Genomic DNA, 24,834 nt, shown 5'->3' on the forward strand with positions numbered 1-24,834 from the left:
CGCCGGAACGACACCGCGACGCTCCGCGCCGCACCCAGCTGATTCGCTTCACCTCCGGCGTGAACGCCGGAGCACTGCGAATGAATCCCGGTAGCCCGAACCGCCAGTGAGCACTCCATGGGTCCTGTACGTACTTCTGGTCTGCAGGCTGAAGACGTACGAAGACGTACACGGAGAGCGGGACGTCGTGAAGAGGCGAGGGAAGCAGTGCTCGGTGCGCTGGGCCGCGCTGGGGCTGGCGGTGCTGCCCCTGGTCGCGGCCTGCGGCGGAGGTGACGACGAGGGGGCGGACGAGGCGTCGGAGGTGTCGTCCAGCCCTGTCGCCGTCGTGGCGCCCGCGAAGGTGGAGGTGATCGCCAGCCTCACGGGCTGCGAGGTCCAGATGCGGGTCGAGGCGGAGCAACTGCGCGAGGGGGCCTGCCACACCCCCGAGGGGGACTACCTCATCACCACCTTCCCCGAGGAGAAGCTGAAGCAGGTCTGGCTCGACACCAACGCCATCTACGGGGGCACGTATCTGGTCGGCCCGCGCTGGGCGATCGGCGCGGAACGCGAGGTGCTCGACACGTTGCGGGAGAAGGTCGGGGGGACGATTCAGAAGCTGCGGGGGACGACGGGCGGGGCGGCTACGGCGCCGAGTTCGCCGTAGCCGGCTCCGTCTCCCCGGCGGGCTCGTACTCGCTGATGACGTACAGCGCCTCGTCGACGCTGCGGTTTCGTACGACGGTCATGGCGTCCCTTTCCGCTTTCCACGGACGGTACGGACTGTGACGCCGGCCGGGCGGAGAACGTTCGTCTGTTCGTCCGGGGGTGGGCCCGCGCCTGATGTGTCACGGGCCCACAGAGCCGTCAGGCGCCGACCCGCTCCCGCGCCGCCGCCTCCCCGCCCGGCACCCGCTCTCCCCTCGACAGCGCCCCCGGCCACCAGAAGCGGCGGCCCAGGTCGAGGGCGAGGGCCGGGACCAGGACCGTACGGACCAGGAAGGTGTCCAGGAGGACGCCGATGCCGACGAGGACACCCAGCTGGGCCATCGTGACGAGGGGCAGGCCCGCGAAGACGGCGAAGGTCGCGGCGAGCACGATGCCCGCGGAGGTGATGACGCCTCCCGTGCTGGTCAGACCCTCCAACACCCCGCGGGCGTGGCCGAGTCGGGTGCTCTCCTCCTTCACGCGGTGCATGAGGAAGATGTTGTAGTCGATGCCGAGCGCGACGAGGAACACGAAGCCCATCAGCGGGATCGACCAGTCCACCCCGGCGAAGCCGAGTACGTGCTCGAAGAGGAGGGAGGAGGCGCCGAGGGCCGCGAAGTACGACAGCACCACCGTGGCCAGGAGCAGCAACGGCGCCACCAGGGCCCGGAGCAGCCAGATCAGTACGCCGAGGACGACCAGCAGGACGATCGGGATGACCGTGCGCAGGTCGCGGTCGGCGGCCCGCTGGGTGTCCAGCGTCTGCGCCGTCGTACCGCCGACGAGCGCGCCGTCGTCGCCCACCGCGTCCCGCAGGGCGTCGATGGTGTCCTTGGCCGCCTCGCTGTCCGGCGCGTCCCTCAACACCACGGAGAGGGAGGTGAGTCGGCCGTCGGGGGTGCGGTCGCCGCCGTCCTCCACGCGGGCCACTCCGGGGGTGCCCGCCGCGGCCGTACGGACTTGATCCGCCCTGTCCGTCGGCGTGACGACCGTCGCCGGGTCGGAGGCGCCGGACGGGTAGTGGGCCGAGATCCGCTCCTGGGCGACCACCGACTCGGGCTTGTCCTGGAACATCTCCGCCTGGCTGAGCCCCATGCTGATTCCGGCCGCGCTCAGGGCCAGCACCCCGGTGGCGGCGACCGACACCATCCAGGACCAGCGGGGCCGGCGCGCGACGGCCGCACCGATGCGGGACCAGACCGTGTGCGCCTCGCGGAGGCCGGCCCCGTACTGAGGAACGAACGGCCAGAACACCCACCGCCCGGTGGCGACGAGCAGCGCGGGCAGCACCGTCACCATGGCGAGGAAGGCACAGACGACGCCCACGGCACCCACCAGGCCCAGCGAGCGCGAGGAGCTGATGTCGGCGAAGGCGAGGCAGGCCAGGCCGACGGCGATGGTGCCCGCGGAGGCGAGGATCGCCGGGCCCGAGCGGCGCAGCGCCAGCCGCATCGCCTCGTGCCGGTCCTCGTGGCGATGCAGCTCCTCGCGGTAGCGGGCGATGAGCAGCAGCGCGTAGTCGGTGCCGACGCCGAAGACGAGCACCATCAGCACGCCCGCGCTCTGCGGGTCGACGGGCAGTCCGGCGTGCCTGGCCAGCAGATACGTCGTGACCTGCGTGAGTACGGCCGCGAAGCCGACGGAGAGCAGCGGCAGCAGCCACAGCAGCGGCGAGCGGTAGGTGAGGAGCAGCAGCATCGCGACCACCGCGCCGGTGGCCAGCATCAGCGTGGCGTCCAGGTCGTCGAAGACGGCGACCTGGTCGGTGAGGGAGGCGGCCGGACCGCCGACCACGACCTCGACGTCGGGTGGGGCGTTGGCGCCCGCGACCTCGCGCAGTTCGTCGACCTTGCCGGTGATGTCGTCCTCGCGCTCCATCGGCACGACGGTCAGGTACGCCTCGCCGTCGTCGGACGGCACGGGCGGGGAGACCTGCCCGCCGCGCGCGACGAAGGGCGCGAAGGAGACGCGCTCGGCGTTGGCCTGCCGCCCGGCCTCGGGGCCCGTGTAGACGACGACGGCCGGTATGACCTCATCCGTACGGAACTTCTCCAGCTCCGTGTTGACCTGCGCGGACTCGGCGTCGCGCGGCAGGAAGGCGTTCGGCCCGGACTCCTCGACCTCGCCGAGCTTGCCGGCCAGCGGGCCGAGCGCGACGACGAGGAGCAGCCAGGCGGCCAGGACGAACCATTTCGTCCGGCGCCCGCCCGGGGCGGTGGACAGCCGGTTCAGCCGCTTGATCCAAGCGGACATGGGTGGTCTCCTTCAGGGAGGAAGTGGTTTTCTGCGATGGGCTCGCGGGAATGTGCTTCTGCCTCGTACGGCCGGGAGTTGCCGCTCCCGGCCGTACACCAACTGCCGTACAACTGCTGTACACCAACTGCCGTACGGCAGAAGGGACTTACTCGATCTCGCGCATCATCTTCTCCATCGAGGTGAGCGCGATCCGGGCCTGGGTGAGCTCCTCGACCGTGCGGCGCTGGATCTCGACGTTGTCCTCCAGCAGGGCCTGGTACTTCACCGCCATCTGCCGGTACTGCTCCTCGCGGGACGCCACCATCCGGGCCCGCCAGGTCGCGGCGATCTGCCATACGAACACCATCAGGAAGAGGAAGACCCCTGCGGCGCCGACCGCTCCCACCAAGTCTCCGTTCATCGCGCGGTCTCCTTCACTGTCGTGGCCTGCTCTTCCTGGTCATCGGTGCTGTTGGTGCTGTCGGTGTTCTTCTCGGTGAGTGTCTGTGCCGCTCGGGCGACGGTTTCGGGGGTCAAGGTGTACGAGAAGGGCGTCAGCTCGAAGTACTTCATCGCCTTGCCGCTCTCGGACAGTTCGAGCGACCCGGCCACGAGCCCGGCCGCCTCCAGCCGCTGCAGGTGCATGTGCAACAGCGGGCGGCCCATGCCGATCTCGCGGGCCAGGGCGCTGACGTAGTTGCGCCCCCCGGCGAGCGCGGCGACGATCCGCATCCGGTGCGGATTGCCGAGGGCCGCCAGGACCTTCAACAGCTCGTCCCCTGATGGCCCTGACGGCCCTGAGGGCGGGGAATCCTCGCTCATGACTCAACCCTGACGGCTGAGCCGGACACCTGTCAAAAGAACCTGACACATGTCGGGGAAAGCTGGGGGAACCCTGGGGGAATCTCAGGGACACGTCAGGGTCGTATGTAGTCGTATGTAGTCGTATGTATGAGGGTCGTGTGTATGAGGGAGAGGCTGGGGCGACGGGCGACGGGCGACGTAAGGGATCCGTCATCTTCTGATGAGAGTCGTACGGCCGCCGGGTGCGTTTGAGTGGGTGACGTTCATGTGAGGGCTGCTGGAGGGGATGAGGATGGGGCGCGCGCGGAGGAAGAGCAAGGTGACCGGACCGGTGATCGCCGGGGTGCTGACGGTGGCCGTGGTGCTGGTCGGCGCGGGGCTGTACTGGTTCCAGCCGTGGAAGCTGTGGCAGGACGAGACCGTGACGGAGGCCCTGCCCACGGTGACGGGCAACCCGGCGCCCGCCACGACGCCGCCCTCGGACGCGGGTACGGATACGGGTGTGGACACGGATGCCGGCACGGGTGCGGAGGCGGGCGCGGGCACGGGTGCGGGCGCGGGTGCGGAGGCGGGCGCGGGTGCCGAGTCCCCCGAAGGCGCCGCTTCCCCGGAGGGCGCCGCTTCCCCCGAGCCGACCCAGCCCGCCGAGCCGGTGACTCTGGCCAACGGCGAACTGATCAGCCATGAGCACTCGACCACCGGCTCGGTACGGCTGCTGCGCCTGGGCGACGGTTCCCACGTGCTGCGCCTGGAGGGTCTCGACACCAGCAACGGACCCGACCTGCGCGTCTGGCTGACCGACGCGCCGGTCCTGCAGGGCCAGGCCGGCTGGCACGTCTTCGACGACGGCAAGTACGTCAGCCTCGGCAAGCTCAAGGGCAACAAGGGCGACCAGAACTACGCGCTCCCGGCCGACGTCGACCCCGCCGCCTACAGCAGCATCAGCATCTGGTGCGACCGCTTCGACGTGTCGTTCGGGGCGGCGGAGCTGACGCGGGCGGTGTGATCGAGGGGATCGGCGCCCGCAGCGCGTCGGCCGTCGGCTCGGGCATGGGGGAGCCGGACGACCACGGGCTCGGGCGCTCGGCGCGGCAGCCTGAGGGCACCGAGCTGCACCTGGCCGTGGAGCCGGGCCAGAAGCCCATGTCCATCGTGATCACGGCCGGGCAGCGGGGAGTCTCTCCGCAGTTCGAGCCCGTTCCGGAGAAGGTCCGTGTGCCCTGCCTGGACCGGCCCAACGGCCAACCCATGTGCCTGTCAGGCGTAGGCCTCCCGGAAGAACCGTGCCTACCTGCGGCGGCGCGGGATCCGGCGCACCATCACGGACAAGACCGACCAGGCCCGCAACCGCAAGAAACGCGGGTCCCACGGCGGCCGGCCGCCGAAGTTCGACCCGGTGGACTACCGGAAGCGTCACCGGTCGAATGCGGGATCAACCGCCGCAAGAGACACCGGGCCGTGACCCGCGATACGACAAGCTCGCGGTCCGCTACGAAGCAGCCGTCCTCGTCGCGGCCATCAACGAGTGGCTGTGACCAGCTACCACGGGCACCCGACCTCAAGTGTGTGAGCCTCAAGAAGACATCGCAGCGCGGTCGGACTCGCTGCGCAGAACACAGAATTCGTTGCCTTCAGGGTCCGCGAGGACGGCCCAGCCCGCGCCGCCGGGTTTTCGGCGATCGGCGACGAGGGTGGCACCGAGGTTCAGCAGCCGCTTGACCTCCTCCTCGCGCGAGGTTTTCGGGCGCAGACACAGGTGGATCCGGTTTTTGATCGTCTTCGGTTCTGGCACTTGGTTGAAGTGCAGCAGCGGGCCCTCCGGCAGCATCACCTGAGTCTCCGGGTCGCCCGGTTTGTCCTCCGGATGCAGTGGACAACCGGTCACCTCGCTCCAGAACCGAGCCAGCTCATAGGCATCCGCACAGTCGATCGCCACGTTCTGCAATACCGAGACCATGCACGTGAGCCTGCCTGAGCACCGCTCGGTCCGCTACCGAATTGCGCCCAGACTCCACCGGCACACCGTTCAAGCTCCGGTGTCACACGACACGAGCACCCCTTCCGACGTCCGTCGCCGTCGTCGTGACCGCATCAGTGCCCCGTCGGCCCGCGGGTACCGCCACGGCCACGTCGGCTGATGCAAGCGCTGTCCGCACCCCGGTTGACGTGCGTGTCGTCCTCGCTTGATCGCGCTGGTGTCCGGTGACGCGCTCTGACGGGGGACAACGGGGAATCGGGAGTGATCCGTGCCGGTCACGCGCAGTAGCGTCCAAGCGCACTGCTCCCCCTCCCCGACTCCCCGAACGGAGATCAGGCAGTTGAACCCTGCCCTCAGCACGGAGGTCCCCGGCGCGGAAGTGCCCGGCAAGGAAGGCCCGCCCCGGTTCCTTGTCACCTCCGTCGGCAAGCGCGCCGGTTTCCATGCGGCGGTGCGTGACGCGTTGGCCGATCTGGTGGCCGACTCCGAACGCGTACTGCTCGATACGGCGACCACCGCCCCCACCCCCAGCCCCATCCCCTTGAGGCACCCGGCCTACCGCGACCTCATAGCCAAAGCCCGGCGCTTCCTGGCCGAGGCGCTGCCCCGGGCCGAGATCAGGCTCCGTACCACCGACGTGCTGGACGAGAACGACAACAACGGAGACGAGAAGGGCGGGGAAGGCGAGAAGGACAGGGAAGGCGAGCCGGACCTGCTGCTCGTCGACACCGCCGCCGCCGGGCTCGGCGCCCCGCCCTTCGCCACCCCCCACCTCCGCAACGCGGTCCTCTACGCGGAGGGCCGACCGCACTCCACCCGCGTCGCCCACGACCCCGAAGTGCTCCAACTGCCCGACGAACCCTGGGTACTCACCGCCGACGTGGCCCGCCGCTTCACCGACCACATCCAGCGGAACCACGGCCACTCGGCCCTGCGGTCCGCCTCGCGTACCGGGCCTCCGGCGCTGGCGCGGGCGCTGTACGACTTCCTCACCGAACGGGCGGGCAGCGCCTGGGGGTTGCACTACTACACCGGGTCGGTCGTCTCGGGGCTCATCGACGAGCTGGACCGGCTGGCCGCGGGGCAGGGCAACCCCGTACTGCGTGGCCCGAGTGAACACAGCCTGGCGTGCGGGGCGTTGGCGCGATGGCAGTTGGACGAGGCGCCGTTCCTGATCGTCGTCACCAGCGGGATGGTCGACGAGTTCCGGGGAACGCTGGCCAATCTGCGGCAGGACCGGGCGCGCGGGTTCATCGTCTGCGCCGACTCCCCGAGCGAGGCGTGGTTCCCGCTCCAGGGCACGGTCCACGCGGCCGAGGACTCGCGGGCCGTCCTCGCCGCCCGGGGTATCCCGTACGTATACCTGAACGATCCGCGTCGGCTGCGGGAGGACCTCGCCGCCGCCTGGGCCGCGTACGAGGAGAACAACGGGCCCGTCGTCCTGCTGGCCACCCCCTCCGTGCTCGCCTCGTCCACCCCCATCGGGTCACCCGGGCCCGCCGCGCGGCCCCGGCCCGCGACGCTCCACGTCCGCGAGGACCAACTCGCCCCCGTCGTCGACCTGGTGAATGCAGAACCCGTCAGGCTGCTGTGGCAGTGCGGGCGGCTCGACCGGGAGGAGTCCGGGCTCGTCCACGAGATCGCCGCGCGGGCGGGGATCGCGCTCGCCGACTGCATCACCCGGCCGGGCTCCGTCGCCGGGTACCGCGACGGGCGGAAGGTGGACGAGTACCTCGGCAGCCTCGCCCTCTTCGGCTACTCGGCGCGGGTGCACGCCTTCCTGCACCGCGACGGGCGGCTGCGTCCGCGTGACGAGAGTTGCGTGCTGTTCCTCAAGAGCCGCGTCGGCGAGGTGGCCACCCCCTTCTCGCCCCGGGCCCTGGCCCGCAACCTGCGGATCGCCCAGGTGACCCACGAGGCCGCGCACCTCGCCCCCTTCACCGACCTCCCCGTGCACGCCGAGGCCCGCGACTTCCTGCGCGCACTGCGCGAACGCCTCGACGTCGACCCCACGGTCCTCGAAGCCCGCCGCGCGGGCGTCGCCGAGGCCAGCGAAAGCGCCGACGACGTGGTGCACGCCCTGCCCGTCCTGCCCATGTCCGCCAACTACTTCACCCACCGCCTCGGCCGGGTGCTGGAGAGCCTGATCACCGAGGAGGGCTACACCTACACCGGGGTGTACGACGCGGGGCGCGGCGGCATGTCGGCCGTACGCAACCTGCCGAGGACCGGGCCCGGCTTCTCCGGCTGGTACGGGCGCGCCCTGATGGGTGACGCGCTCCAGGCCGTCCCTGCCGTGGCCCTCACCAGGGACGACAACGTCCTCGCCTTCGTCGGCGACGGCGCCCTGGCCCTCGTACCGGACATCGTTCCCACGCTGGTGCAGCAGGTGTGTCTCTACGGGCGGCCGCTGCGCCGCAACCTGACCGTGTTCCGGCTCATCGACGGCGGGCACTCGGCGATCCGCTCCTACCAGGAGGGCCGCGCGGGCGCCGGGCTGAGCCGCCAGAACCAGGTGGTGCACCTGCTGGACGACGAGTGGACCCGCGACTTCGGCCGGCTCACCGTCCGCCACCGGGTCGTCGAGGACGTCGTCGACGGCGACCTGCGCGACTGGCTGACCCGCCCGGCCACGGTCAACCTCTGCTCCGTCCTGCTCTCCCACAACAACGAGGGCGACGGTCTCGGCCTGCTCTCCGCCCTGGGCTGGCAGCGCGACGAGCCCTCCACGCTCGGCCGTCCGGCCCGGCCGAAGCGGTACGGGTGAGCGGCCACCACGCCTGAGCCTGCCTGTCGCAGACCGGGTCCCCAGCTTGTCGCAGACCGAGTCCCCACCCCGCCTCCCAGGAGTTCATGTTGCCCCCTACCGCGGCACCCCCCTCCACCCCCTCTGCCCCCTCCACCCCCTTCGGCTTCCTCGCCCACACCGTCGACGCCGGACACCGCAACCAGGTCCGCGCCCTCGACCTCCTCGGCCGCGTCCTCGACGACCACCGGGGCACGGTCCCGACGGCCCCCGGCGTCAGCGTGCCCGTGCCGCTGCTCACCTCCGTCACCTCGCCGACCGGCGCCCGCTGCACCGGCGAGGTGCGCCAACTTCCGTACACCGCCGAGCAGTTGATCCGCCGCCCCACCACTTCCCGCGAACTCGTCGCCGCCGAGGCCGCCCGGCTGCGCGACTCCGGCGCCCGGCTGATCGGCCTCGGCGGCGCTACCTCGATCGTCGGCGACCGCGGGGTGTGGACGGCACGCCAGGTCGGTACGGCGGTGACGAGCGGCAACTCGCTGACGGTGTACGCGGCCCATCGGCAACTCATGTACGTCGTACGGCTGCTGGAGCTGGCGCCGGAGTCGACCCGGGTGGCCGTCGTCGGCTACCCCGGCTCGATCGGGCTGGCCGTGGCCAAGCTGCTGCTGGCCGACGGCTTCCAGCAGCTGGAGCTGGTGTGCCGCCGCAGCAACCGGGCCGCCCTGCTCGCCCACCTCGCCCCGGCCGACCACGGGCGGGTCCGGCTGGTGCGCGAGGTCGCCCAATGCGCCGACGACACCCGGCTGTTCGTCGCCGCGTCCTCGGTGGGCGGCCTCGTCGACCCCGGCCGGCTGCCGCCCGGCTCGGTGGTGGTCGACGTGGCGCTGCCGCGCGATGTGACCGGGCCGCCGGGTGCCGGCGGTGACGTACTCGTCGTCGACGGCGGGCTGGTCAGCGGGTCCGAGGGCGTCGTCATCGGGGACGGGGGCCTGCCCGGCCCGACCCAGCAGCTCAACGGCTGTCTCGCGGAGACGATCGTCCTGGCCCTGGAGGGGCACAGCGAGTCGTTCTCGCTGGGGCGGGAGCTGCCGCTCGAACGGGTGCGGCTGATCGGGGAGTCGGCGGCACGGCACGGCTTCACCCCCGTACCCCTGGCGTCGTTCGGGCGGCGGATCGCGGACGAGGAGATCCTGCGGCTGGGGCGGTACCACCGGCGGCCGGTGCTCCTGAGCACCCGTACGGACGTCACCGAGGCCACCAAACGGCGCTTCCGCGACCGGATCAACCCGCCCATGGCCCGCCTCTTCTCCGCCCACGGCCTGGACCGCGTCTTCACCCGCGCCCACGGCTCCACCCTCACCACCGAGGACGGCACCGACTACCTGGACTTCGTCGCCGGGTACGGGTGCCTCAACCTCGGCCACAACCACCCCACGGTGACCCGGCGGCTGCGGGAGTTCCTCGACGGGGGTGCGCCGACGTTCGCGCAGTACGTGTCGATGCCCGAGCGGACCGCCGAACTCGCCGAGCGGCTGGGGGACTTGGCACCCGGCCGACCGGAACGGGTGTTCTTCGGCAACTCCGGGACGGAGGCCGTCGAGGCCGCGCTGAAGGTGGCCCGCGCGGCGACGGGCCGGACCCGTCTCGTCCACGCCGACAACAGCTACCACGGCAAGACCCTGGGGGCCCTGTCCGTCACGGGCCGCGAGCAGCACCGACGCCCCTTCGGGCCGTTGCTGCCGGACACGGTCGGGGTGCCGTACGGGGACCTGGACGCGCTGGCCGACGTCATCGAGGGCGCGGCGGCGTTCATCGTGGAGCCGGTGCAGGGGGAGGGCGGGGTGGTCCTGCCGCCGCCCGGATACCTCCAGGCTGCGCGTGAGCTGTGCCGCCGGGCCGGAGCGGCTTTCGTCCTCGACGAGATCCAGACCGGACTCGGGCGTACGGGGCGCATGTTCGCCGCCGAACACGAGGAGGGACTCGAACCCGATGTCCTCTGCCTGGCCAAGTCCCTCTCCGGAGGGCTGATCCCGATCGGCGCGACCCTGTGCCGGGCCGACCTGTGGGACGCGGCGTACGGCAGTACCGACCGCGCGCTCCTCCACTCCTCGACCTTCGGCGGCGGCAACTTCGCGGCGACGGCGGGGCTGGCGACCCTGGACGTACTGGCCGAGGAGGGGCTGCCGGAACACGCCCGCGAGGTCGGCGAACACCTGCGTTCCTCGCTCCGGAAGGCCTGCGCGCCGTACGGCTTCGTCAAGGACATCCGCGGTATCGGCCTCATGACCGCGATCGAGTTCGACGGCGACTTCTCCGGCGCCGTCTCCTCCCTCACCGACGAACTCCTCACCCGCCTCCCCGGCGACCTGCGCACCCTCGCCGACTGGCTCCCCGACGACCTGCGTACGGCGCTGACCCGGGCCGGCGAGGCCATGGAATCCACCCTCGGCGACCTGATGTGCCTCCGTTTCGTGGGCTCACTCGCCCGCGACCACCGCGTCCTCACCTTCGTCACGGCCAACCGCACCCGGGTGATGCGGATCCAGCCCCCGCTGGTGCTGACCTTCGCGGAGGCGGACCGCTTCGTGGAGGGCGTGGCGGCGGTGTGCGCGGAGCTGGCGTGCCACGCGGATGTGGAGGCGTGGCGGCCGAGGGAAGCCTGACCCGTCCGACGAACACCCCTTGTACAGGAGGACTCTCATGAGCGAGAACACCGAACAACGCCTGGCCGCCGTCATGGTGGAGCGCCTGGGCCTGCACCCCGACGAACTCACCCCCACCGCCCGCTTCAGGGACGACCTCGGCCTCGACTCCCTCGACATGGTCGAGCTGGTGTCGGCGCTGGAGGAGGAACTGGGCGTGTCCGTGACGGACGAGGTGGCCTCGGCGCTCACCTCGCTCGGTGAGGTGGCCGCCTATGTGGACGCCCGGCTCACGGCCACGAGGGAGTCGGCGGCGTGAGCGGCCGGGGGGTGGTGGTCACCGGGGTGGGGCCGGTGACCTCGGTGGGGGTGGGCGCGAAGGCGTTCCACGCGGGCCAGCTGGCGGGGCGCAGCGGCGTACGCCCCATCAGCCGGTTCGACGCCTCCGCCCTGCCGGTGCGGATCGCGGCGGAGGTCGACCTGCCCGACCACCTCTGCCTCGGCCGGCGTGACGCGCTGGCCACCGACCGGATCACACACCTGGCCGCGGCGGCCGCGTCCCTGGCCCTGGAGGACGCGGGCCTGGACCTCGACGCGGCCGACGTGACCGACCGGAACCGGACCGGCGTCGTCCTCGGCATCGGCTGCGGCGGAGTGGAGACCATCGAGCACAACGCGGCGGCCCTGGCACTGAAGGGCCCCGGGGCGGTCGGCGCGCGCTTCGTGTCGATGTCGATGTCGAACAGCCCCGCCTCGTGGCTCGCCATCCGGTACGGCCTGGGCGGTCCCGTGACCACCACGGTGACGGCCTGCGCCAGCGGCGCCGACGCGCTGGCGATGGCGTACGGGATGATCACCACGGGCGAGGCCGACGTCGTCCTCGCGGGCGGTACGGAGGCTCCGGTCAGCGGCCTCGCGGTGAGCAGCTTCGCCCGGATGAAGGCCCTGTCCACCCGCAACGACGCCCCTGAACTCGCCAGCCGCCCCTTCGACACCGACCGCACGGGCTTCGTCCTCGGCGAGGGCGCGGCCGTCCTCGTCCTGGAGGCGTCGGACCACGCACGGGCCCGGGGCGCCACACCGCTGGCCGAACTGCTCGGCTACGGCCGCACCTGCGACGCCCACCACGTCGTGGCCCCCCGCCCGGACGGGAGCGCGGCGGCCCGCGCGATGACGACGGCGCTCCGGGCGGCGTCACTGACCCCGGCGGACGTCTCCCACGTCAACGCCCACGGCACAGGCACCCGCCTCAACGACGCCGCGGAGGCAACGGCGTTGCGAACAGCCCTGGGCCCGGCCGCCTCTCGTATCCCGGTAACGGCCACCAAGTCCCTCACCGGCCACACCCTGGGCGCCGCGGGCGCCATCGAGGCCGTGGCCGCCGTCCAGTCCCTCGTCCACCAGGTCCTGCCCCCGACGGCCAACCTCGACGTCCCCGACCCCGCCCTCACCCTGGACGTGGTGAGGAACGAGCCCCGCGAGGCCACCGTCTCGACGGTCCTCACCAACTCGTTCGCCTTCGGCGGCCACAACGTGGTCCTGGCGTTCGGGCGGCCGTAGGGCGGCGGTTCGCGAGTTCGCGTCGGGCGACCTGGAGGTGAGTTCCACCGCGTTTCCTCGCAGGGTGCCCCGCTGCAGGCCGGGGGCGAAGGCGAGCTCCTGCGGGGCAGGGCAGGAATGGACGAATCGCCGTCAGAGCGATTCGTCGTTGCCCTCAACGCCGTGGAGGGCGCCCTCAAGCAGGTGCAGGATCTCGGCGTTGAGGGACCGCCGGTCAGCGGCTGCCTGGGCGGCGAGCCGGGCGTGGAGTTCTTCGGGGATGCGGAGTGTGAATTTGAACATGCCGTCATTATGCCGCTACAGTGACGGCATGGCAAGGTTCCGTCTGTACCCGACGCGTGCGCAGGAAGAGCAGATGCTCCTGCACTGCGCGCACGCCCGGTACGTGTGGAACCTCGCCGTCGAGCAGCATGCGCACTGGCGCAGGTGGCGCACGTCCGCGCCCGGTTTCGCCGAGCAGTGCCGCCAGCTCACCGAGGCCCGGCGCGAGAACGGGTGGCTCGGCGCCGGGAACGCGGATGTGCAGCAGCAGGCCCTGAAGGACTTCGCCAAGGCCAGGAACGCCAAGTTCACCTCCGGCTTCGGTGAGCCGACCTGGCGGAAGAAGTTCGTGCACGAGGGCTTCCGTGTCATCGGCACCGACCGCGTCCCGGAGTTCGACGACGACGGCACGCCGAAGCTCAACGTCAAGACGGGCAAGCAGGTCATGGGCCGCTCGGTCGTCGTGCAGAAACTCAACCGCAAGTGGGCGCAGGTGAAGGTGCCCGGCTGCGGCTGGGTCCGCTTCCGGCTCACCCGCACCAAACTCCCGTCGGCGAAGACGTTCCGCGTCACGCTGAAGAACAACCAGTGGCACATCGCGTTCGCGGTCATCCCCGAACCGGCCGACGCACCCGGCACCGGGGAGGTCATCGGCATCGACCGCGGGGTGAAGATCACTGCTGCCTTGTCTGACGGCCGCAAGCTGAACTGCCCGCAGCTCACCGTCAAGGAGCGGGCCCAGATCCGCAAGCACCAGCGCCGGGCGGCACGAGCGAAGAAAGGAAGCACGGAAAAGGCCGCCGATTACGCCAAGGTCGCCAAGCTCAAGGCACGCGAGGCGGACCGGCGCAAGGACTGGTGCGAGAAGACCAGCACCATGCTCGCCGGGTCGTACGGCCTGATCCGGTTCGAGAAACTGCACATCAAGAGCATGACGCGCTCGGCCAAGGGCACGGCCGAGCAGCCCGGCAAGAACGTCAGGCAGAAGGCCGGACTGAACCGGGCAATCCTGGCCCAGGGCTGGGGCCTGCTCCGGCAGCGCACCGAGCACAAAGCCCCTGGCAGGGTCGAGGACGTACCAGCCCCCTTCACGTCTCTGCGATGCAGCGCCTGCGGATGGATCGAGAAGAACTCGCGCAAGAGCCAAGCCGACTTCGTCTGCGTGTCCTGCGGGTTCACCTGCAACGCGGACGAGAACGCAGCAGTCAACGTCGCGGCAGGACAGGGCGGGATCCCTCGCCCCCGGTGCTCAGCCGGTGCCGGAGGGGTGACAGCGGCCACTGGCCGTTCGAGCGCCCGTGAACCTCAACCCACCAGGGTTGGAATCCCCCTCTTTTTAGAGGGGGAGGATGTCAAGTCGTCTACACCGTCTGGCAGGCCTCGCACATGGACCAGACGTACTTCCTGTGCAGTGACGTGAACTTCCGCTGATCCCCGCCGACCTCGGCATGCGCGTACGGCCCCCTCCGCGGACCCACCGCGGAGGGGGCCGACTCGTGCCCTCGTACAACAGAGGAACTTCTCCCCAAGGAACCTCTCCCCCAACAGGCAACCCGGGCACCGCCTTTACCACTCTCACAGGGCGCTCAAAGGCGGGCTGAACCGCTGAACCATCCGATGCCCGTTGCCACTTGACCAGGGCACTCGCAGACGAGGAACCGATGACCAGTCAGCAACACAGCAGTAGCAGTAGCAGTAGCAGTAGCAGTAGCAGTAGCAACAGCAACAGCAACAGCAACAGCAGCAACAGCAATCGCTTAAAGCGTTCGGCGTTCGCGGCGGGAGCCGCGCTCACGGTGGTTGTCGCCGGAGCCGGAGCCGCTCCCGGGGCGCCGAGTGCGTCGGGGGCGCCGAAGCTCAAGCTGATCGCCGCGTCGAACTCCATCACGCTCGACCGCTGGGAGTGGGAGGGGGAGGGCGGGGTCTACCTGGACCTCGGCACGTACGTCACGGTCGACGACGTACCGCTGGAGTTCAAGGTGACGCGGAAGTCGTACAAGGACCCTGTCGTCGCCCAGCAGATCATCCGCGACGGGAGCGGTACGAAGACCAGGAAGCTCCCCGCCGGTCTGGTGAACGACTTCTCGGGGCTGCCCGGCTTCCTGGAGGTGTCGATCACCGACGCGGCCGGTGAGGAGGTGTCGCGGACCGAGAGCACCTTCTGCCCGAACAACGCCTCGGGCCGCATCCGCCCGGACGCCCCGGCGACGTCGAAGTATCCGCAGAGCTGCCCCACCAACCCCTTCACACTCGGCTCGGTGTGGGGTGTGGAGAAGGGCTGGGCGTCCAACACCAGCACGGTCGACTACGACCGGCCGGTGGACCTGCCGGCGGGTGAGTACACGGCCGAGGTCGGGGTGGCGAAGAAGTACCGCGAGTTCTTCGGCATCCCGGACGACCGGCCGACGATCAAGGTGACGGTACGGGAGGAGACCGACGAGGGCGGAGTGGGCCTGGCGGCCGCCCATCACGGAGGCCACGAGGCCGGAGCGGGAGACGGCCACCACTTCGGCGCGCGCGGCGCCGACGCCCCCACCCCGCCCGCCCTGTCGCATGCACTCGAAGACCGCGGCCGGGCCCACCACCTGGGCGACGGCCCCGGCCACACCGACGGCTCGCGCATCGCCCCCGCGCTGCGGCCCAACGCCAAGCGCCCCACCGGCCGAGCGGGCGTTCCGGCCGACGTGCCCAAGCCGGACCTGCGTTCGCTCCCGGCCTGGGACATCGCGATCACGGACGGCGAGGACGGCGACGTCCCCGGCAAGGACTACCTGGCCTTCAGCGCCAATGTCTGGAACGCGGGCCCGGCCCCCCTCGTGGTGGACGGCTTCCGCAGCCCGGGCAAGGACCTGATGGACGCGTACCAGTATTTCTATGACGCGGACGGCAACCAGGTCGGCTACACGCCCACCGGCACCATGGAGTGGGACGCGCGCATCGGCCACGAGCACTGGCACTTCACCGACTTCGCCAGCTACCGCCTCCTCAGCGAGGACCAGACCAAGGAGGTCCGCAGCGGCAAGGAGGCCTTCTGCCTCGCCAACACCGACGCCATCGACTACACGGTCAAGAACGCCAACTGGCACCCGTACAACACGGACCTGTCCACGGCCTGCGGGGAACAGAACTCGATCTCCGTCCGTGAGGTCCTCGACGTGGGCTCCGGTGACACGTACACCCAGTACCGGCCCGGCCAGTCCTTCGACATCACGGACCTGCCGAACGGCACGTACTACATCCAGGTCATCGCCAACCCGGAGAACCGCCTCCAGGAGACGAACCTGAACAACAACGTCGCGCTCCGCAAGGTCGTCCTGGGCGGGGAGCCGGGGGCTCGGACGGTGAGCGTGCCGCCGCATGAGCTGATCGACGCTCCGTAGCACAGTGAGTGCCACAGACTCCCAGGTCACTGACCTGGCCGGAGCTGACCGGACCTGACCTGGGGGTCTGTGGTGCGGACACGTGGTTCCCCTGACGGGGACCGAGATGCTGTATCGCGGCGCTGCCGCCTGCCCGTGTCGACCTGGCCGAGACGGGCCGCGACCAGCGCCGGGACCTGCTGGCAGGGCTGACCGCGGCCATCGTCGCGCTGCCGCTCGCCCTCAGGTATCGGGAGACGACCGCTCCCGCCCGCCCCTGGTTTGTCCACAGGGTGTGGAAAAACTGTTCCAGGCCCGAAGCGTCGGCATCCCCGACCCCGACCCCGACCCCGACCCCGACCCCGACCCCGACCTCGTCCTCGTCCTCGTCCTCGTCCTCGTCCTCGGCCACTCCACCGTCCGTGACCACTTCACCGGCACCGGCACCGGCACCGCCGTGCCGCCGGACTCCCCAGTCCCGGGCCGGTGGGGCGAGCCCCCTCCGACGTACCGGCGACCGACCCCAGACAGCCTTTGCCATCTCTTTACAACCCGCCCCGCCGCTGCCTCGTCTCTCCGCTCGATCCGTAACGCAGCCCGCCGGATCACCGGGCGGGCGGACCGACGAAAGAGAGCGACTCATGCGCCGAACTGCCCTCAGTGCCCTGGCACTTGCGTGCACCGCCGTGCTGGCGACCACCGCGCCCGCGTTCGCCGACGATCCGAGCCCGGTCCCCTCGGTCGCCAGCGAGGCCCCGCCCACTCCCGTCCCGTCGGACGCCCCCGAACCGGCGCAGGAGGCGAGCCCCGTCCCCTCGAAGGTGAGCGAGGGCGAGGTGCCCCCGACGGAGAACGGGGGCCAGGTCGCCGTCGTACCGAGCGGCGCGCCCGACACCGGAGTGACGGCGGAGTCCTCGGAGGCCGGGGCGGGCGGGCTGATCGGCGGGGGCGCTGCCGCGGTGCTCGTCGCGGGCGGTGCGACGTTCTTCGTCGTACGTCGCCGGCGGGCGACCGGGGCATGACCTCGATCTCCAGGCGTACGTTCGCCACGGCGGCGATGGCCTCGCTGCTGGTGGGCTGCTCCGGCTCCGGCTCCGGGACCGACCAGGCCAGGAGTACGAGGAGGAGTACGCAACCGCCTTCGTCGGACTCGCCCTCGGACCCGGACTCGGGTTCCGCGGAGGTGGCGACGCATGCTCTGGAGCGTTCGGTCCCGGTCGGGCTGCGGATTCCGGCCATCGGGGTCGACACCCCGGTCATGCGGCTGGGGCTGGCGCCGGACGGCACGGTGGAGGTGCCCCCGGCCGAGGCGAACGACCTGGCGGGCTGGTACCGGCACTCGCCGACACCGGGTCAGGTCGGCCCGTCGGTCATCCTCGGCCATGTCACGGTCGGCGCGTACGGGGACGGGGTCTTCCGCCAACTCGCGCGCCTGAACCGGGGCGACCGGATCGTGGCCCGCCTGGAGAACGGCACGGAGGCGGAGTTCGCCGTCAGCGGCCTGCGAACGATCGCCAAGGCGGACTTCCCGACCGACCAGGTCTACGGGGACGTAAACCGCCCGGAGCTGCGGCTGATCACCTGCGGCGGCCCCCGTACCGGCGACGAGTACCGCGACAACGTGATCGTCTTCGCCGAACTGAGCTGAACGGCCCTGACCCACCGGCATCGCACGGAAGCCGGGCCGACGGAACGCAGCACAGCACAACGCAGCACAAGGCAGCACTGCGCAACGTACGCCGAAGGCCCGGCATCTTCCCCCACGAGTGCCACCACGTGCCATCACCACCATGGAGAGCGTTGAAACGGTCCCGTGACAAGTCCCGTGACAAGGCAGCGTCCGAGCTGTTCGCCGCCCTCTACCCGCGCCTCGCCGGCTGGTGCCGCCGTCTCGTCGACGACGACGAGACGGCCCACGAGGTCGCCTCCGAGGCGTTCACCCGGCTCTGGGCCCGCTGGAGCCGGGTGGAGGAGCCCCGCGGTTTCCTCTACGTCACCGCCGCCAACCTCGTCCGGGACCACTGGCGCAAGCTGGAGCGCGAGCGCAAGGCGATGCACCGCGTCACCACGGAAGCGGTGGTCCGCGCCCCCACCGAACAGACGGACCCGTCCGTACGCCTCCTCGTGCAGTCCCTGCCGGAACGACTACGCGTCCCGATCCTCCTCCACTACTACGCTGACATGCCGATCCGGGAGGTGTCCGTGCTGACCGGACGCAAGGAAGGAACCGTCAAGGCCGACCTCCACGCGGCCCGAGAACTGCTCCGCGTCCACCTGAGGAGAAGCCTTGACCACACGCTTTGACGACGGCCCGGACGGCCCGGAGTTCGACCCCGACGACCCCCTCGCGGTGATCCTCCGTCCCACCTCCGCCCACCTCGGCCCGCCCCCCGGCCGCTACGAGGCGATCCGCCGCACCGCGTCCCGCCGCCGCCTGCTCCGCGCCGCGGCGACCGGGGTCGGCATGGTGTGCGCCGTCGCGGCTCTCATCGCCCTCCCCCTCCACCTGACGACACCCGACGCCCCCGCCTCCCCGTCGGTCCCTCTCGCCCCACCGCCCACGAGCGACCACTCGACGCGCCCCACCCCGTCGGCAGTGCCCACCCCGTCGGAGTCGCCCGTCCCCTCAGTACCGCCCGAGCTTGTCAGCCCCGTCCCCGCCACGACCCCCGGAACCGACGACTCCCGCACCCCGGTCACCCCGACAGACCCCGCCCAAGGACCATCGGAACCGTCAGCGATCCCGGCCCCGACCCAGCCCCCGACCTCGGCGGGTGCCGTCCCGTCGGCGATCGAGACCGACGCCGCCGCCACACCCGAGAGCGGCACCGGACCGTAGGCACCTTCGAGTGATCCTCGCGTCAGGCGAGGTCGGAGAGATCGTCTCGGGTGAGGGAGACCGACCCGGCGGCGATGTTCTCCTCCAGATGGGCGAGGGAGCCGGTGCCGGGAATGGCCAGGGTGGCGGGAGAGGAGGCGAGCAGCCAGGCCAGGGCGATCTGAGGGACCGTCGCACCATGCCGTTCCGCGACCTTGGCCATCCGGCCCTCGGCGAGATCGCTCACGCCGCCCCCCAGCGGAAAGAACGGCACGTACGAGATACCGACCTCCTCACAGACAGCCAGAACCTCCGCGTCATCCCGCTTGGCGGCGTGGAAATGATTCTGGACGGCCGCCACGGGTGCGATCGCACGAGCCTCGGCGAGGTGGCCGGCGTCGACGTTGCTCAGGCCCAGGTGGCGGATCAGACCCTCCTCACGCATCGCGGCCAGCGCCTCGAAGCGTTCGGCGACGGACTCGCCGCGCGGCGGAGGCGCGATGCCCCCGACGCGCAGATAGACCAGATCGAGGCGATCCACACCAAGGGTTTCGAGATTCTCCTCGACCAGCGGCCGCAGGTCCGCAGGGTCGGTGGTCCCGGCCAGGCCGCCGTCGGGGGTCCGCACCGGCCCCACCTTGGTGGCGATGACCAGGTCGGCCGGGTAGGGATGAAGGGCCTCGCGGATCAGGGCATTGGCACAAACGCTGCCGTCGCCGCTGGCGTAGAAGGCGGCGGTGTCGATGTGGTTGACGCCGAGCGCGACGGCACGGCGGAGGACGGCGCGACCGGTCCCGGGATCGCGGGCCGGACCACGGAAGCTGTTCGTGGGCAGGCGCATGGCCCCGAAGCCGACCCGGTTGATCAGAAGGTCGCCACCAAGGCGGAAGTCAAGACTCATGAACTCACCTTGGACGGCGGGCCGTTCGGGCCGCGAACCCGTGGCAGCTTGCTGCCATCGGGCAGAATGACGGAATGACAGAGGCGGCAGAGATCATGACGATCCGCGGCGACCTGGAACTCCTCGCTCGCACCGAGCACCTGTTCTCCTCCGTCCACGAGGAGTTCATCTGCGCCGCCCGCGACCTCACCACCTGGTCCCGCCCCGGAGCCCGCCAGTCCGCCCGCAACCGGCTACGCGACAACAGCACTCACCAGATCCGCAAACTCCGCAAACTGTTCAGCCCGGCCGCCCTCGCCGACGAGCACAGCCGCGAACACCTCGGCGAACTCGTCGCCAAGGGCGCCCACGTGCGCATCGCCGCCACCGCCCTCCCCCACGAGACGATCATCATCGACCGCCGTTTCGCCATCCTCGCCGGCCTGAACTCCCCCACCGGCCGCGAGTACACCCTCACCACCGCCCCCACCCTGGTCGGCGGCGTCCACGCCCTGTTCGAAGCCGCCTGGGAAACAGCCACCGACCTCCGCTCCTTCCTACGCGGCGACCAACCCCAACTCGACACCGAAAGCCGCACGGTCCTGCGCGCCCTGGGCTCGGGCGCCACCGACCAGACCGCCGCGCGGGAGCTCGGCATGTCGCTGCGAACCTACCGCCGCCGCGTTGCCGAACTCCTCACCACCCTCGACGCGGGCTCGCGGTTCGAGGCGGGGGTGCGAGCGGGGGAGCTGGGACTGGGAGGGTGAGGGGCGGCCAGGCATCCGTCAGGAACCTTCACCCAGCCACGAACGACCGCCCCCAAGGCGCAGGATGGGCTCGGCCACCCGCCGCATTTTCGGCATGTTCCATTCATCGAGCTTGATCTTCATGTGGCGGTTGTGCTCTATGTGCCAGAGCACCTCACCAGCGACGGTGGTACCCACGGTGGGCAGCTCCATCTTGTGCGGCATTGCGGTGATCTCAGCAAGACCAACTGCGTCAGGTACGCCATCGATCAGGAGCCTCCCGCTATTGGCGGACGACCAGGGGGAGAGCTCATGTCCTTGCTGCCTTCGGCAGACGTCTTCAGGTCGATTGAGCTGCAGGTTTCGCAGCTGCTCCGTGGGCAGTTGGTCTGTCCGCACATGTCCGGGGAGAGTTGCTCGGCGAGTGAGCACCTCACGCTCTCGGAGGCGAAGGAAGCGGTTGGTGGGTTTCGCCCTATTGGCACGTTCTGGAACGGCTGCCTGGTCAGCACGTGGCGGTCGGCAATTGGCAGTTTTGGGTCACCCTGCGCAAGGAAAAGCCCGGGTCAGGAAGCCTGGGGGTGAAACAAAGTCTCCAATTGCTCCCTGCGGGACCACGGCTGACGGCCGCGGTGCAGCAGCGCCCGGCTTCGGTGCGCGAACCCTGTCACAGCCAGCAGCCTCCTGTGATCGTCCGTCAGAAGGATGTAAGGCGCATCAGTCACCCAAGACAATTACCCGAACTGTTGGGACACCAGGGAGGGAAAAGCCTTGCGTATCACCCCGCTCACCCCGCTCACCCGGTTCATAGGGACCGTCTGGACCGCCTTGGGCGCCACGCTGCTGGTGACCGCCGCGGCGCCGACGGCATCCGCTGACACGGGAGTTACGGCCAAGTCCTTAGACCGTGCCGCACTGCGCAGCACGCTCGACGCCGTCCACGAAGCCGGGATGTACGGCGTCTACTCGGCCGTCAGGGAGGGCGGCGCGCGGTGGGCCGGTGCGGCCGGGGTCGCTGATGTGGAGACGGGGCGGCCGGTGCGGCCGGGGATGCGGCATCGGGTGGGGAGTATCAGCAAGACGTTCACCGCTGTCGCCGTACTGCAGCAGGTGGAGCGGGGCCGGGTTCGGCTCGACGCGCTTGTGGGGGAGTATCTGCCGGATCTGGTGAGCGGGGAGCGGGGGCGGGAGATCACCGTACGGATGCTGCTGAACCACACCAGCGGGATCGGCGACTACATCGCGGGCGCCTTCCCCTCGCTCGTCGAGGGCTCGACGGCCAGCCTCGACGAGGAGCGGTTCCGGTCCATCGCGCCGGAGGAACTGGTGCGGCTCGGTCTGGAGGCGCCCGTCACGGGGCGGCCCGGTGAGCAGCCGGGGTCGTACTCCAACACCAACTACGTGATCGCCGGGCTGCTCCTGGAGAAAATCACCGGCCAGGACGCCGAAACGTACATCACCCGGAACGTCATCGACCGGGCCGGGCTGCGCCACACCTCGTTCCCGCGCACCCCGTACATCAAGGGTCCGCACTCGAAGATGTACGAGTCGTTCTACGGTCTGATCGACCCGCCCCGCGACTACAGCGTGTACGACATGTCCTGGGCGTACACGGCGGGGGCGGTCGTCTCGACCGCCGATGACCTGAACCGGTTCTACCGCACCCTGCTGCGCGGCGGGCTGGTCGGGCCGGGCGCCCTCGACGAGATGATGCGCACGGTCGATGTCGACGGCATCGACTACGGGCTCGGGATCTACTCCCTCGACCTGCCCGGCTGTGGCCGTTTCTGGGGGCACGACGGGGCGGTCTTCGGCGCGGGTACGGTCGCGTACTCCAGCCCCGACGGCAGGCGTCAGGTCGCCCTGGGCCTGAACCTCATGAAGTACCAGCGCGTCAACGAGGACGGCACCGGCTGGGAGCCGAGCCCGATCGACGACGCCGTCAACGCGTACGTCGTCGGGGCGCTCTGCCCGGACGGCACGGCACCGCGGTCCCGGAGCGCGGACGCCGAGAGGCTGCCGCTGCCCGGCGTCGAGCTGTCCAACACCGGGTCCGACACCGTGTCCAGCACTGTGTTCAACACCGCCGACCGGGTTGCGTCCGGCGTGCGTTGAGTCGAACGACCAGCCGGCGGCGCCGCCCCCACCGCGTACGGTGCGGGCGGCGCCGCCGGTCGTGGTCAGCCGCGCTGCGGTGGGCCGAAGCGGACCCACTGGGCCGTGCTCGGGACGCCCTCGTCGTTGAGGAGGAAGAGCATGTAGTAGCCGGGGATGGCGTCCTTCGCCGAGGGCGGGGCCTTCAGCGTCAGGGAGCCGTCCGAGCGCTCGGTGATCTCCAGCTCCAGGTGCCGCTGGCTGGTGTTGATGGAGTGGGTCGAGGTGGACGGGGCCAGGACCACGGCACGGGACACGTCCCCGGGGGCGTTGGTGCCGACGGTGAACTCCTCCTGGTAGCGGAGCAGGTGGTCCGGGGCGCTGCCGAGGTGGGGGCGCTCGCCGCGGTGCAGGTAGGCCGGCTCGTAGATCTCGATCGCGCCGTGCATCTGGTCGGTGATGTCCGGGTCGTTGGCGATCTGCTGGAGCTCGTCACCGGTGATCATGATGCGGCCGTCGGGCATCACGACGGCGTTGGAGTGGTAGCCCCGCGGCAGCCGCTGCACGGGGCCCAGACGCCAGTTCTGGTTCTGGTCGCCCAGCTCGATCTGACGGTACTTCTGGTCCGCGTTCGGGTTGTACTGACCGTTGCCGTAGTCCCGGATGTCGGGCGCACCGTTGACCGTGAACAGGGAGCCGTCCGGCAGGATGAGGGTGTTGTCCTGGGTGCGGCCGAATGCCTTGGACTGGCCCTTGCTCCAGGTGCCGTCCTTGAACAGGTAGGTCTCGGGGTCCGCGGGGTCGCCCCCCATCTGCAGGACGGAGTCGGGCCCGAGAAGGCCGTTGGGCAGCGGTACGGCGGAACCGTAGAGCCGTTCCTGCCGGAGCGTCTTGCGGCCCTCGGGCTTGTCCGGCCGGTTGGGCAGGTCCGTGCGGGTCTCGGTGACCGGGTCGAACTTCCACTGCTGGTCGGAGTCCCGGCCGAAGGTGTAGATCATGCCGTCGCGCAGCGAGAACGCCTGGGGGTAGTCGTTGCGGAAGGGGGCGTCCGCGCCGAAGCGGTCGACCGGGATGTTCGAGAGCAGCGGGACGTTCGGGTCGACGGGCACCGGGTGCCCCTTGGCCGGGAAGCGCTCCACGACCTCGGTGGGGGTGCCCCAGCCGCGCTCCGACTGCCCGGAGAAGACCAGCTGACGGCCGTCCGCACCGGTGACCACGGTGGGGTACCAGCGGCCCACGGCCATGTCCGGGTGCTGCTGCCAGGTCTCCGTCCAGGGGTCGAAGACCAGCGCGAGCTTGGCGCCCGAGCCGTGGTTGCCGCCGAGGTTGCCGCCGAAGACGCCCAGCATGCCGTTGGGCAGGAAGGAGTGCCCGGCGCAGAAGAACGGTGCGGGGCGCGGCTCGTTCTTGCCGTCCGGCATGTCGATCACGGGCGGGTGAACGGCGGTGAAGGCGTCCTCCCCGGAGCCCTTCTCCGGGTCCCAGAGGAAGGCGCGTCCGGCGTTGTCACCCCCGATGATCTGGGTGGGCGCCGTTTCCCGGTTGGGGTTGTCCTCGACCGGTTCGAAGGAGAAGACCAGGATCTTGCCGGTGGGCAGCTGGGCGATGTGCACCCCGAAGTCGGGGGACGGGAAGAATTCGGCGAACTTGCCGAACTCGCTGGGGTCGAACTTCGCGTTCTTCGTCTTCTGGTCCTGGGTCAGCCAGTTCAGGCTGTTGGTGCGGGTGGTCTGCGGGTAGTCGGCCGTCTCGCCCGCGGCGACCCGCAGCCGGGCGTGGTCCTCGGCGTGTTCCTGCCCCAGTACGGCGGCCTCGTTGGGATCGACCTCTGCCGCCACCTCCTTTTCGGAGACGTTGGAGACCTTGGCGCCCTTGGGATGGGGATGGTGGTCCTCCGCGCCGTGCCCGGCGGCGTTGCCGGCGCCCAGCACCGTGACGGCGGTGACGGCCGAGACCAGGGCACAGGCTCGGGCGAGGCGGGAGGTCCTACGGTGAGTCAGGTGGGTCAAGAGAAGGGT

At 70.6% G+C, this 24,834-nt stretch carries 21 protein-coding genes and 2 pseudogenes; 15 read left to right on the top strand and 8 right to left on the bottom strand.

The genetic code is table 11. The features are described 5' to 3' along the window. The first annotated feature begins 187 nt into the window (after nt 1-187). Complete coding sequence (locus ACWD3C_RS41595) at nt 188-649, top strand: hypothetical protein (RefSeq protein WP_451152757.1); 462 nt, start codon at nt 188-190, stop codon at nt 647-649. 200 nt (nt 650-849) lie between these two features. On the opposite strand, the gene ACWD3C_RS41600 is transcribed toward ACWD3C_RS41595, so the two are convergent. The 3 genes from ACWD3C_RS41600 to ACWD3C_RS41610 all read right to left on the bottom strand — a co-directional run bounded on the left by ACWD3C_RS41600 (nt 850) and on the right by ACWD3C_RS41610 (nt 3,747). Then, nucleotides 850-2,943 carry an MMPL family transporter gene (locus ACWD3C_RS41600; RefSeq protein ID WP_451152759.1) on the bottom strand — a complete coding sequence of 698 codons (2,094 nt, stop codon included), beginning with the start codon at nt 2,941-2,943 and terminating at the stop codon, nt 850-852. A gap of 148 nt (nt 2,944-3,091) precedes the next feature. Then, nucleotides 3,092-3,346, bottom strand: a complete 255-nt coding sequence (locus ACWD3C_RS41605) for a hypothetical protein (protein WP_451152761.1) — start codon at nt 3,344-3,346, stop codon at nt 3,092-3,094. Next, nucleotides 3,343-3,747: an ArsR/SmtB family transcription factor gene (locus ACWD3C_RS41610; protein ID WP_451152763.1), complete on the bottom strand. Its 405-nt coding sequence runs from the start codon at nt 3,745-3,747 to the stop codon at nt 3,343-3,345. The genes ACWD3C_RS41605 and ACWD3C_RS41610 overlap by 4 nt, the downstream gene beginning before the upstream one ends. Before the next feature lie 274 nt (nt 3,748-4,021). On the opposite strand from ACWD3C_RS41610, the gene ACWD3C_RS41615 reads away from it, so the two are divergent. After that, nucleotides 4,022-4,735, top strand: coding sequence for a DM13 domain-containing protein (locus tag ACWD3C_RS41615; RefSeq protein WP_451152765.1), 714 nt, complete (start codon nt 4,022-4,024; stop codon nt 4,733-4,735). Between the two features lie 567 nt (nt 4,736-5,302). On the opposite strand, the gene ACWD3C_RS41620 is transcribed toward ACWD3C_RS41615, so the two are convergent. Beyond that, entirely contained in the window at nt 5,303-5,686 is a 384-nt protein-coding gene (locus tag ACWD3C_RS41620) for a VOC family protein (RefSeq protein WP_451152767.1), read from the bottom strand. 361 nt (nt 5,687-6,047) lie between these two features. On the opposite strand from ACWD3C_RS41620, the gene ACWD3C_RS41625 reads away from it, so the two are divergent. The 4 genes from ACWD3C_RS41625 to ACWD3C_RS41640 all read left to right on the top strand — a co-directional run bounded on the left by ACWD3C_RS41625 (nt 6,048) and on the right by ACWD3C_RS41640 (nt 12,658). After that, the gene (locus ACWD3C_RS41625; RefSeq protein ID WP_451152769.1) at nt 6,048-8,474 is read left to right on the top strand and encodes a hypothetical protein; all 2,427 of its coding nucleotides are present in this window, start codon (nt 6,048-6,050) and stop codon (nt 8,472-8,474) included. A gap of 86 nt (nt 8,475-8,560) precedes the next feature. Then, the gene (locus ACWD3C_RS41630) at nt 8,561-11,119 is read left to right on the top strand and encodes an aminotransferase class III-fold pyridoxal phosphate-dependent enzyme (RefSeq protein WP_451152771.1); all 2,559 of its coding nucleotides are present in this window, start codon (nt 8,561-8,563) and stop codon (nt 11,117-11,119) included. Nucleotides 11,120-11,156: 37 nt separating this feature from the next. Continuing rightward, on the top strand, nt 11,157-11,417 hold the full coding sequence (acpP, locus tag ACWD3C_RS41635) for an acyl carrier protein (RefSeq protein WP_451152773.1): 261 nt from the start codon (nt 11,157-11,159) through the stop codon (nt 11,415-11,417). Beyond that, nucleotides 11,414-12,658, top strand: a complete 1,245-nt coding sequence (locus tag ACWD3C_RS41640) for a beta-ketoacyl-[acyl-carrier-protein] synthase family protein (RefSeq protein WP_451152775.1) — start codon at nt 11,414-11,416, stop codon at nt 12,656-12,658. The genes acpP and ACWD3C_RS41640 overlap by 4 nt, the downstream gene beginning before the upstream one ends. Nucleotides 12,659-12,790: 132 nt before the next feature. Here the strand turns inward: ACWD3C_RS41640 and ACWD3C_RS41645 are convergent, their stop codons facing one another. Next, nucleotides 12,791-12,940: a toxin-antitoxin system HicB family antitoxin gene (locus ACWD3C_RS41645; RefSeq protein WP_451152777.1), complete on the bottom strand. Its 150-nt coding sequence runs from the start codon at nt 12,938-12,940 to the stop codon at nt 12,791-12,793. A gap of 73 nt (nt 12,941-13,013) precedes the next feature. Between ACWD3C_RS41645 and ACWD3C_RS41650 the strand changes: the two are divergent. The 7 genes and pseudogenes from ACWD3C_RS41650 to ACWD3C_RS41680 all read left to right on the top strand — a co-directional run. Next, a pseudogene (locus ACWD3C_RS41650) lies at nt 13,014-14,120 on the top strand (RNA-guided endonuclease InsQ/TnpB family protein); the annotation flags it as partial. A gap of 146 nt (nt 14,121-14,266) precedes the next feature. Beyond that, a pseudogene (locus tag ACWD3C_RS41655) lies at nt 14,267-14,350 on the top strand (lytic polysaccharide monooxygenase); the annotation flags it as partial. 230 nt (nt 14,351-14,580) lie between these two features. Beyond that, on the top strand, nt 14,581-16,299 hold the full coding sequence (locus tag ACWD3C_RS41660; protein WP_451152779.1) for a lysyl oxidase family protein: 1,719 nt from the start codon (nt 14,581-14,583) through the stop codon (nt 16,297-16,299). A gap of 620 nt (nt 16,300-16,919) precedes the next feature. Beyond that, the gene (locus ACWD3C_RS41665; protein ID WP_451152781.1) at nt 16,920-17,300 is read left to right on the top strand and encodes a sortase-dependent protein; all 381 of its coding nucleotides are present in this window, start codon (nt 16,920-16,922) and stop codon (nt 17,298-17,300) included. Continuing rightward, on the top strand, nt 17,297-17,926 hold the full coding sequence (locus ACWD3C_RS41670; RefSeq protein ID WP_451152783.1) for a class F sortase: 630 nt from the start codon (nt 17,297-17,299) through the stop codon (nt 17,924-17,926). The genes ACWD3C_RS41665 and ACWD3C_RS41670 overlap by 4 nt, the downstream gene beginning before the upstream one ends. 152 nt (nt 17,927-18,078) lie before the next feature. After that, a complete protein-coding gene (locus ACWD3C_RS41675) occupies nt 18,079-18,582 on the top strand; it encodes an RNA polymerase sigma factor (RefSeq protein WP_451152785.1) in 504 nt (167 codons plus the stop codon). Next, nucleotides 18,566-19,117, top strand: coding sequence for a hypothetical protein (locus ACWD3C_RS41680; protein WP_451152787.1), 552 nt, complete (start codon nt 18,566-18,568; stop codon nt 19,115-19,117). The genes ACWD3C_RS41675 and ACWD3C_RS41680 overlap by 17 nt, the downstream gene beginning before the upstream one ends. Nucleotides 19,118-19,139: 22 nt before the next feature. On the opposite strand, the gene ACWD3C_RS41685 is transcribed toward ACWD3C_RS41680, so the two are convergent. Continuing rightward, nucleotides 19,140-19,997 (bottom strand): oxidoreductase, encoded by an 858-nt coding sequence (locus tag ACWD3C_RS41685; RefSeq protein ID WP_451152789.1) that lies wholly within the window; start codon nt 19,995-19,997, stop codon nt 19,140-19,142. Nucleotides 19,998-20,071: 74 nt separating this feature from the next. On the opposite strand from ACWD3C_RS41685, the gene ACWD3C_RS41690 reads away from it, so the two are divergent. After that, nucleotides 20,072-20,743: a DNA-binding response regulator gene (locus ACWD3C_RS41690; RefSeq protein ID WP_451152791.1), complete on the top strand. Its 672-nt coding sequence runs from the start codon at nt 20,072-20,074 to the stop codon at nt 20,741-20,743. An 18-nt stretch (nt 20,744-20,761) separates the two neighbouring features. On the opposite strand, the gene ACWD3C_RS41695 is transcribed toward ACWD3C_RS41690, so the two are convergent. Beyond that, the gene (locus ACWD3C_RS41695; RefSeq protein WP_451152793.1) at nt 20,762-20,947 is read right to left on the bottom strand and encodes a hypothetical protein; all 186 of its coding nucleotides are present in this window, start codon (nt 20,945-20,947) and stop codon (nt 20,762-20,764) included. 546 nt (nt 20,948-21,493) lie between these two features. Here ACWD3C_RS41695 and ACWD3C_RS41700 point away from each other — a divergent pair. Then, nucleotides 21,494-22,837: a serine hydrolase domain-containing protein gene (locus ACWD3C_RS41700; RefSeq protein ID WP_451152795.1), complete on the top strand. Its 1,344-nt coding sequence runs from the start codon at nt 21,494-21,496 to the stop codon at nt 22,835-22,837. Nucleotides 22,838-22,902: 65 nt separating this feature from the next. Here the strand turns inward: ACWD3C_RS41700 and ACWD3C_RS41705 are convergent, their stop codons facing one another. After that, nucleotides 22,903-24,825: a galactose oxidase-like domain-containing protein gene (locus tag ACWD3C_RS41705; protein ID WP_451152797.1), complete on the bottom strand. Its 1,923-nt coding sequence runs from the start codon at nt 24,823-24,825 to the stop codon at nt 22,903-22,905. Nucleotides 24,826-24,834: the final 9 nt, after the last annotated feature.

The sequence above is a fragment of the Streptomyces sp. NPDC002845 genome (genome assembly GCF_053591955.1).

What these genes read in the sequence shown, in the direction of transcription:
- ACWD3C_RS41600 (WP_451152759.1), bottom strand. Translation starts at nt 2,943, where the DNA reads ATGTCCGCTTGGATCAAGCGGCTGAACCGGCTGTCCACCGCCCCGGGC.
- ACWD3C_RS41605 (WP_451152761.1), bottom strand. Translation starts at nt 3,346, where the DNA reads ATGAACGGAGACTTGGTGGGAGCGGTCGGCGCCGCAGGGGTCTTCCTC.
- ACWD3C_RS41610 (WP_451152763.1), bottom strand. Translation starts at nt 3,747, where the DNA reads ATGAGCGAGGATTCCCCGCCCTCAGGGCCGTCAGGGCCATCAGGGGAC.
- ACWD3C_RS41615 (WP_451152765.1), top strand. Translation starts at nt 4,022, where the DNA reads ATGGGGCGCGCGCGGAGGAAGAGCAAGGTGACCGGACCGGTGATCGCC.
- ACWD3C_RS41620 (WP_451152767.1), bottom strand. Translation starts at nt 5,686, where the DNA reads ATGGTCTCGGTATTGCAGAACGTGGCGATCGACTGTGCGGATGCCTAT.
- ACWD3C_RS41630 (WP_451152771.1), top strand. Translation starts at nt 8,561, where the DNA reads ATGTTGCCCCCTACCGCGGCACCCCCCTCCACCCCCTCTGCCCCCTCC.
- acpP (WP_451152773.1), top strand. Translation starts at nt 11,157, where the DNA reads ATGAGCGAGAACACCGAACAACGCCTGGCCGCCGTCATGGTGGAGCGC.
- ACWD3C_RS41645 (WP_451152777.1), bottom strand. Translation starts at nt 12,940, where the DNA reads ATGTTCAAATTCACACTCCGCATCCCCGAAGAACTCCACGCCCGGCTC.
- ACWD3C_RS41660 (WP_451152779.1), top strand. Translation starts at nt 14,581, where the DNA reads ATGACCAGTCAGCAACACAGCAGTAGCAGTAGCAGTAGCAGTAGCAGT.
- ACWD3C_RS41665 (WP_451152781.1), top strand. Translation starts at nt 16,920, where the DNA reads ATGCGCCGAACTGCCCTCAGTGCCCTGGCACTTGCGTGCACCGCCGTG.
- ACWD3C_RS41670 (WP_451152783.1), top strand. Translation starts at nt 17,297, where the DNA reads ATGACCTCGATCTCCAGGCGTACGTTCGCCACGGCGGCGATGGCCTCG.
- ACWD3C_RS41685 (WP_451152789.1), bottom strand. Translation starts at nt 19,997, where the DNA reads ATGAGTCTTGACTTCCGCCTTGGTGGCGACCTTCTGATCAACCGGGTC.
- ACWD3C_RS41690 (WP_451152791.1), top strand. Translation starts at nt 20,072, where the DNA reads ATGACAGAGGCGGCAGAGATCATGACGATCCGCGGCGACCTGGAACTC.
- ACWD3C_RS41695 (WP_451152793.1), bottom strand. Translation starts at nt 20,947, where the DNA reads ATGCCGCACAAGATGGAGCTGCCCACCGTGGGTACCACCGTCGCTGGT.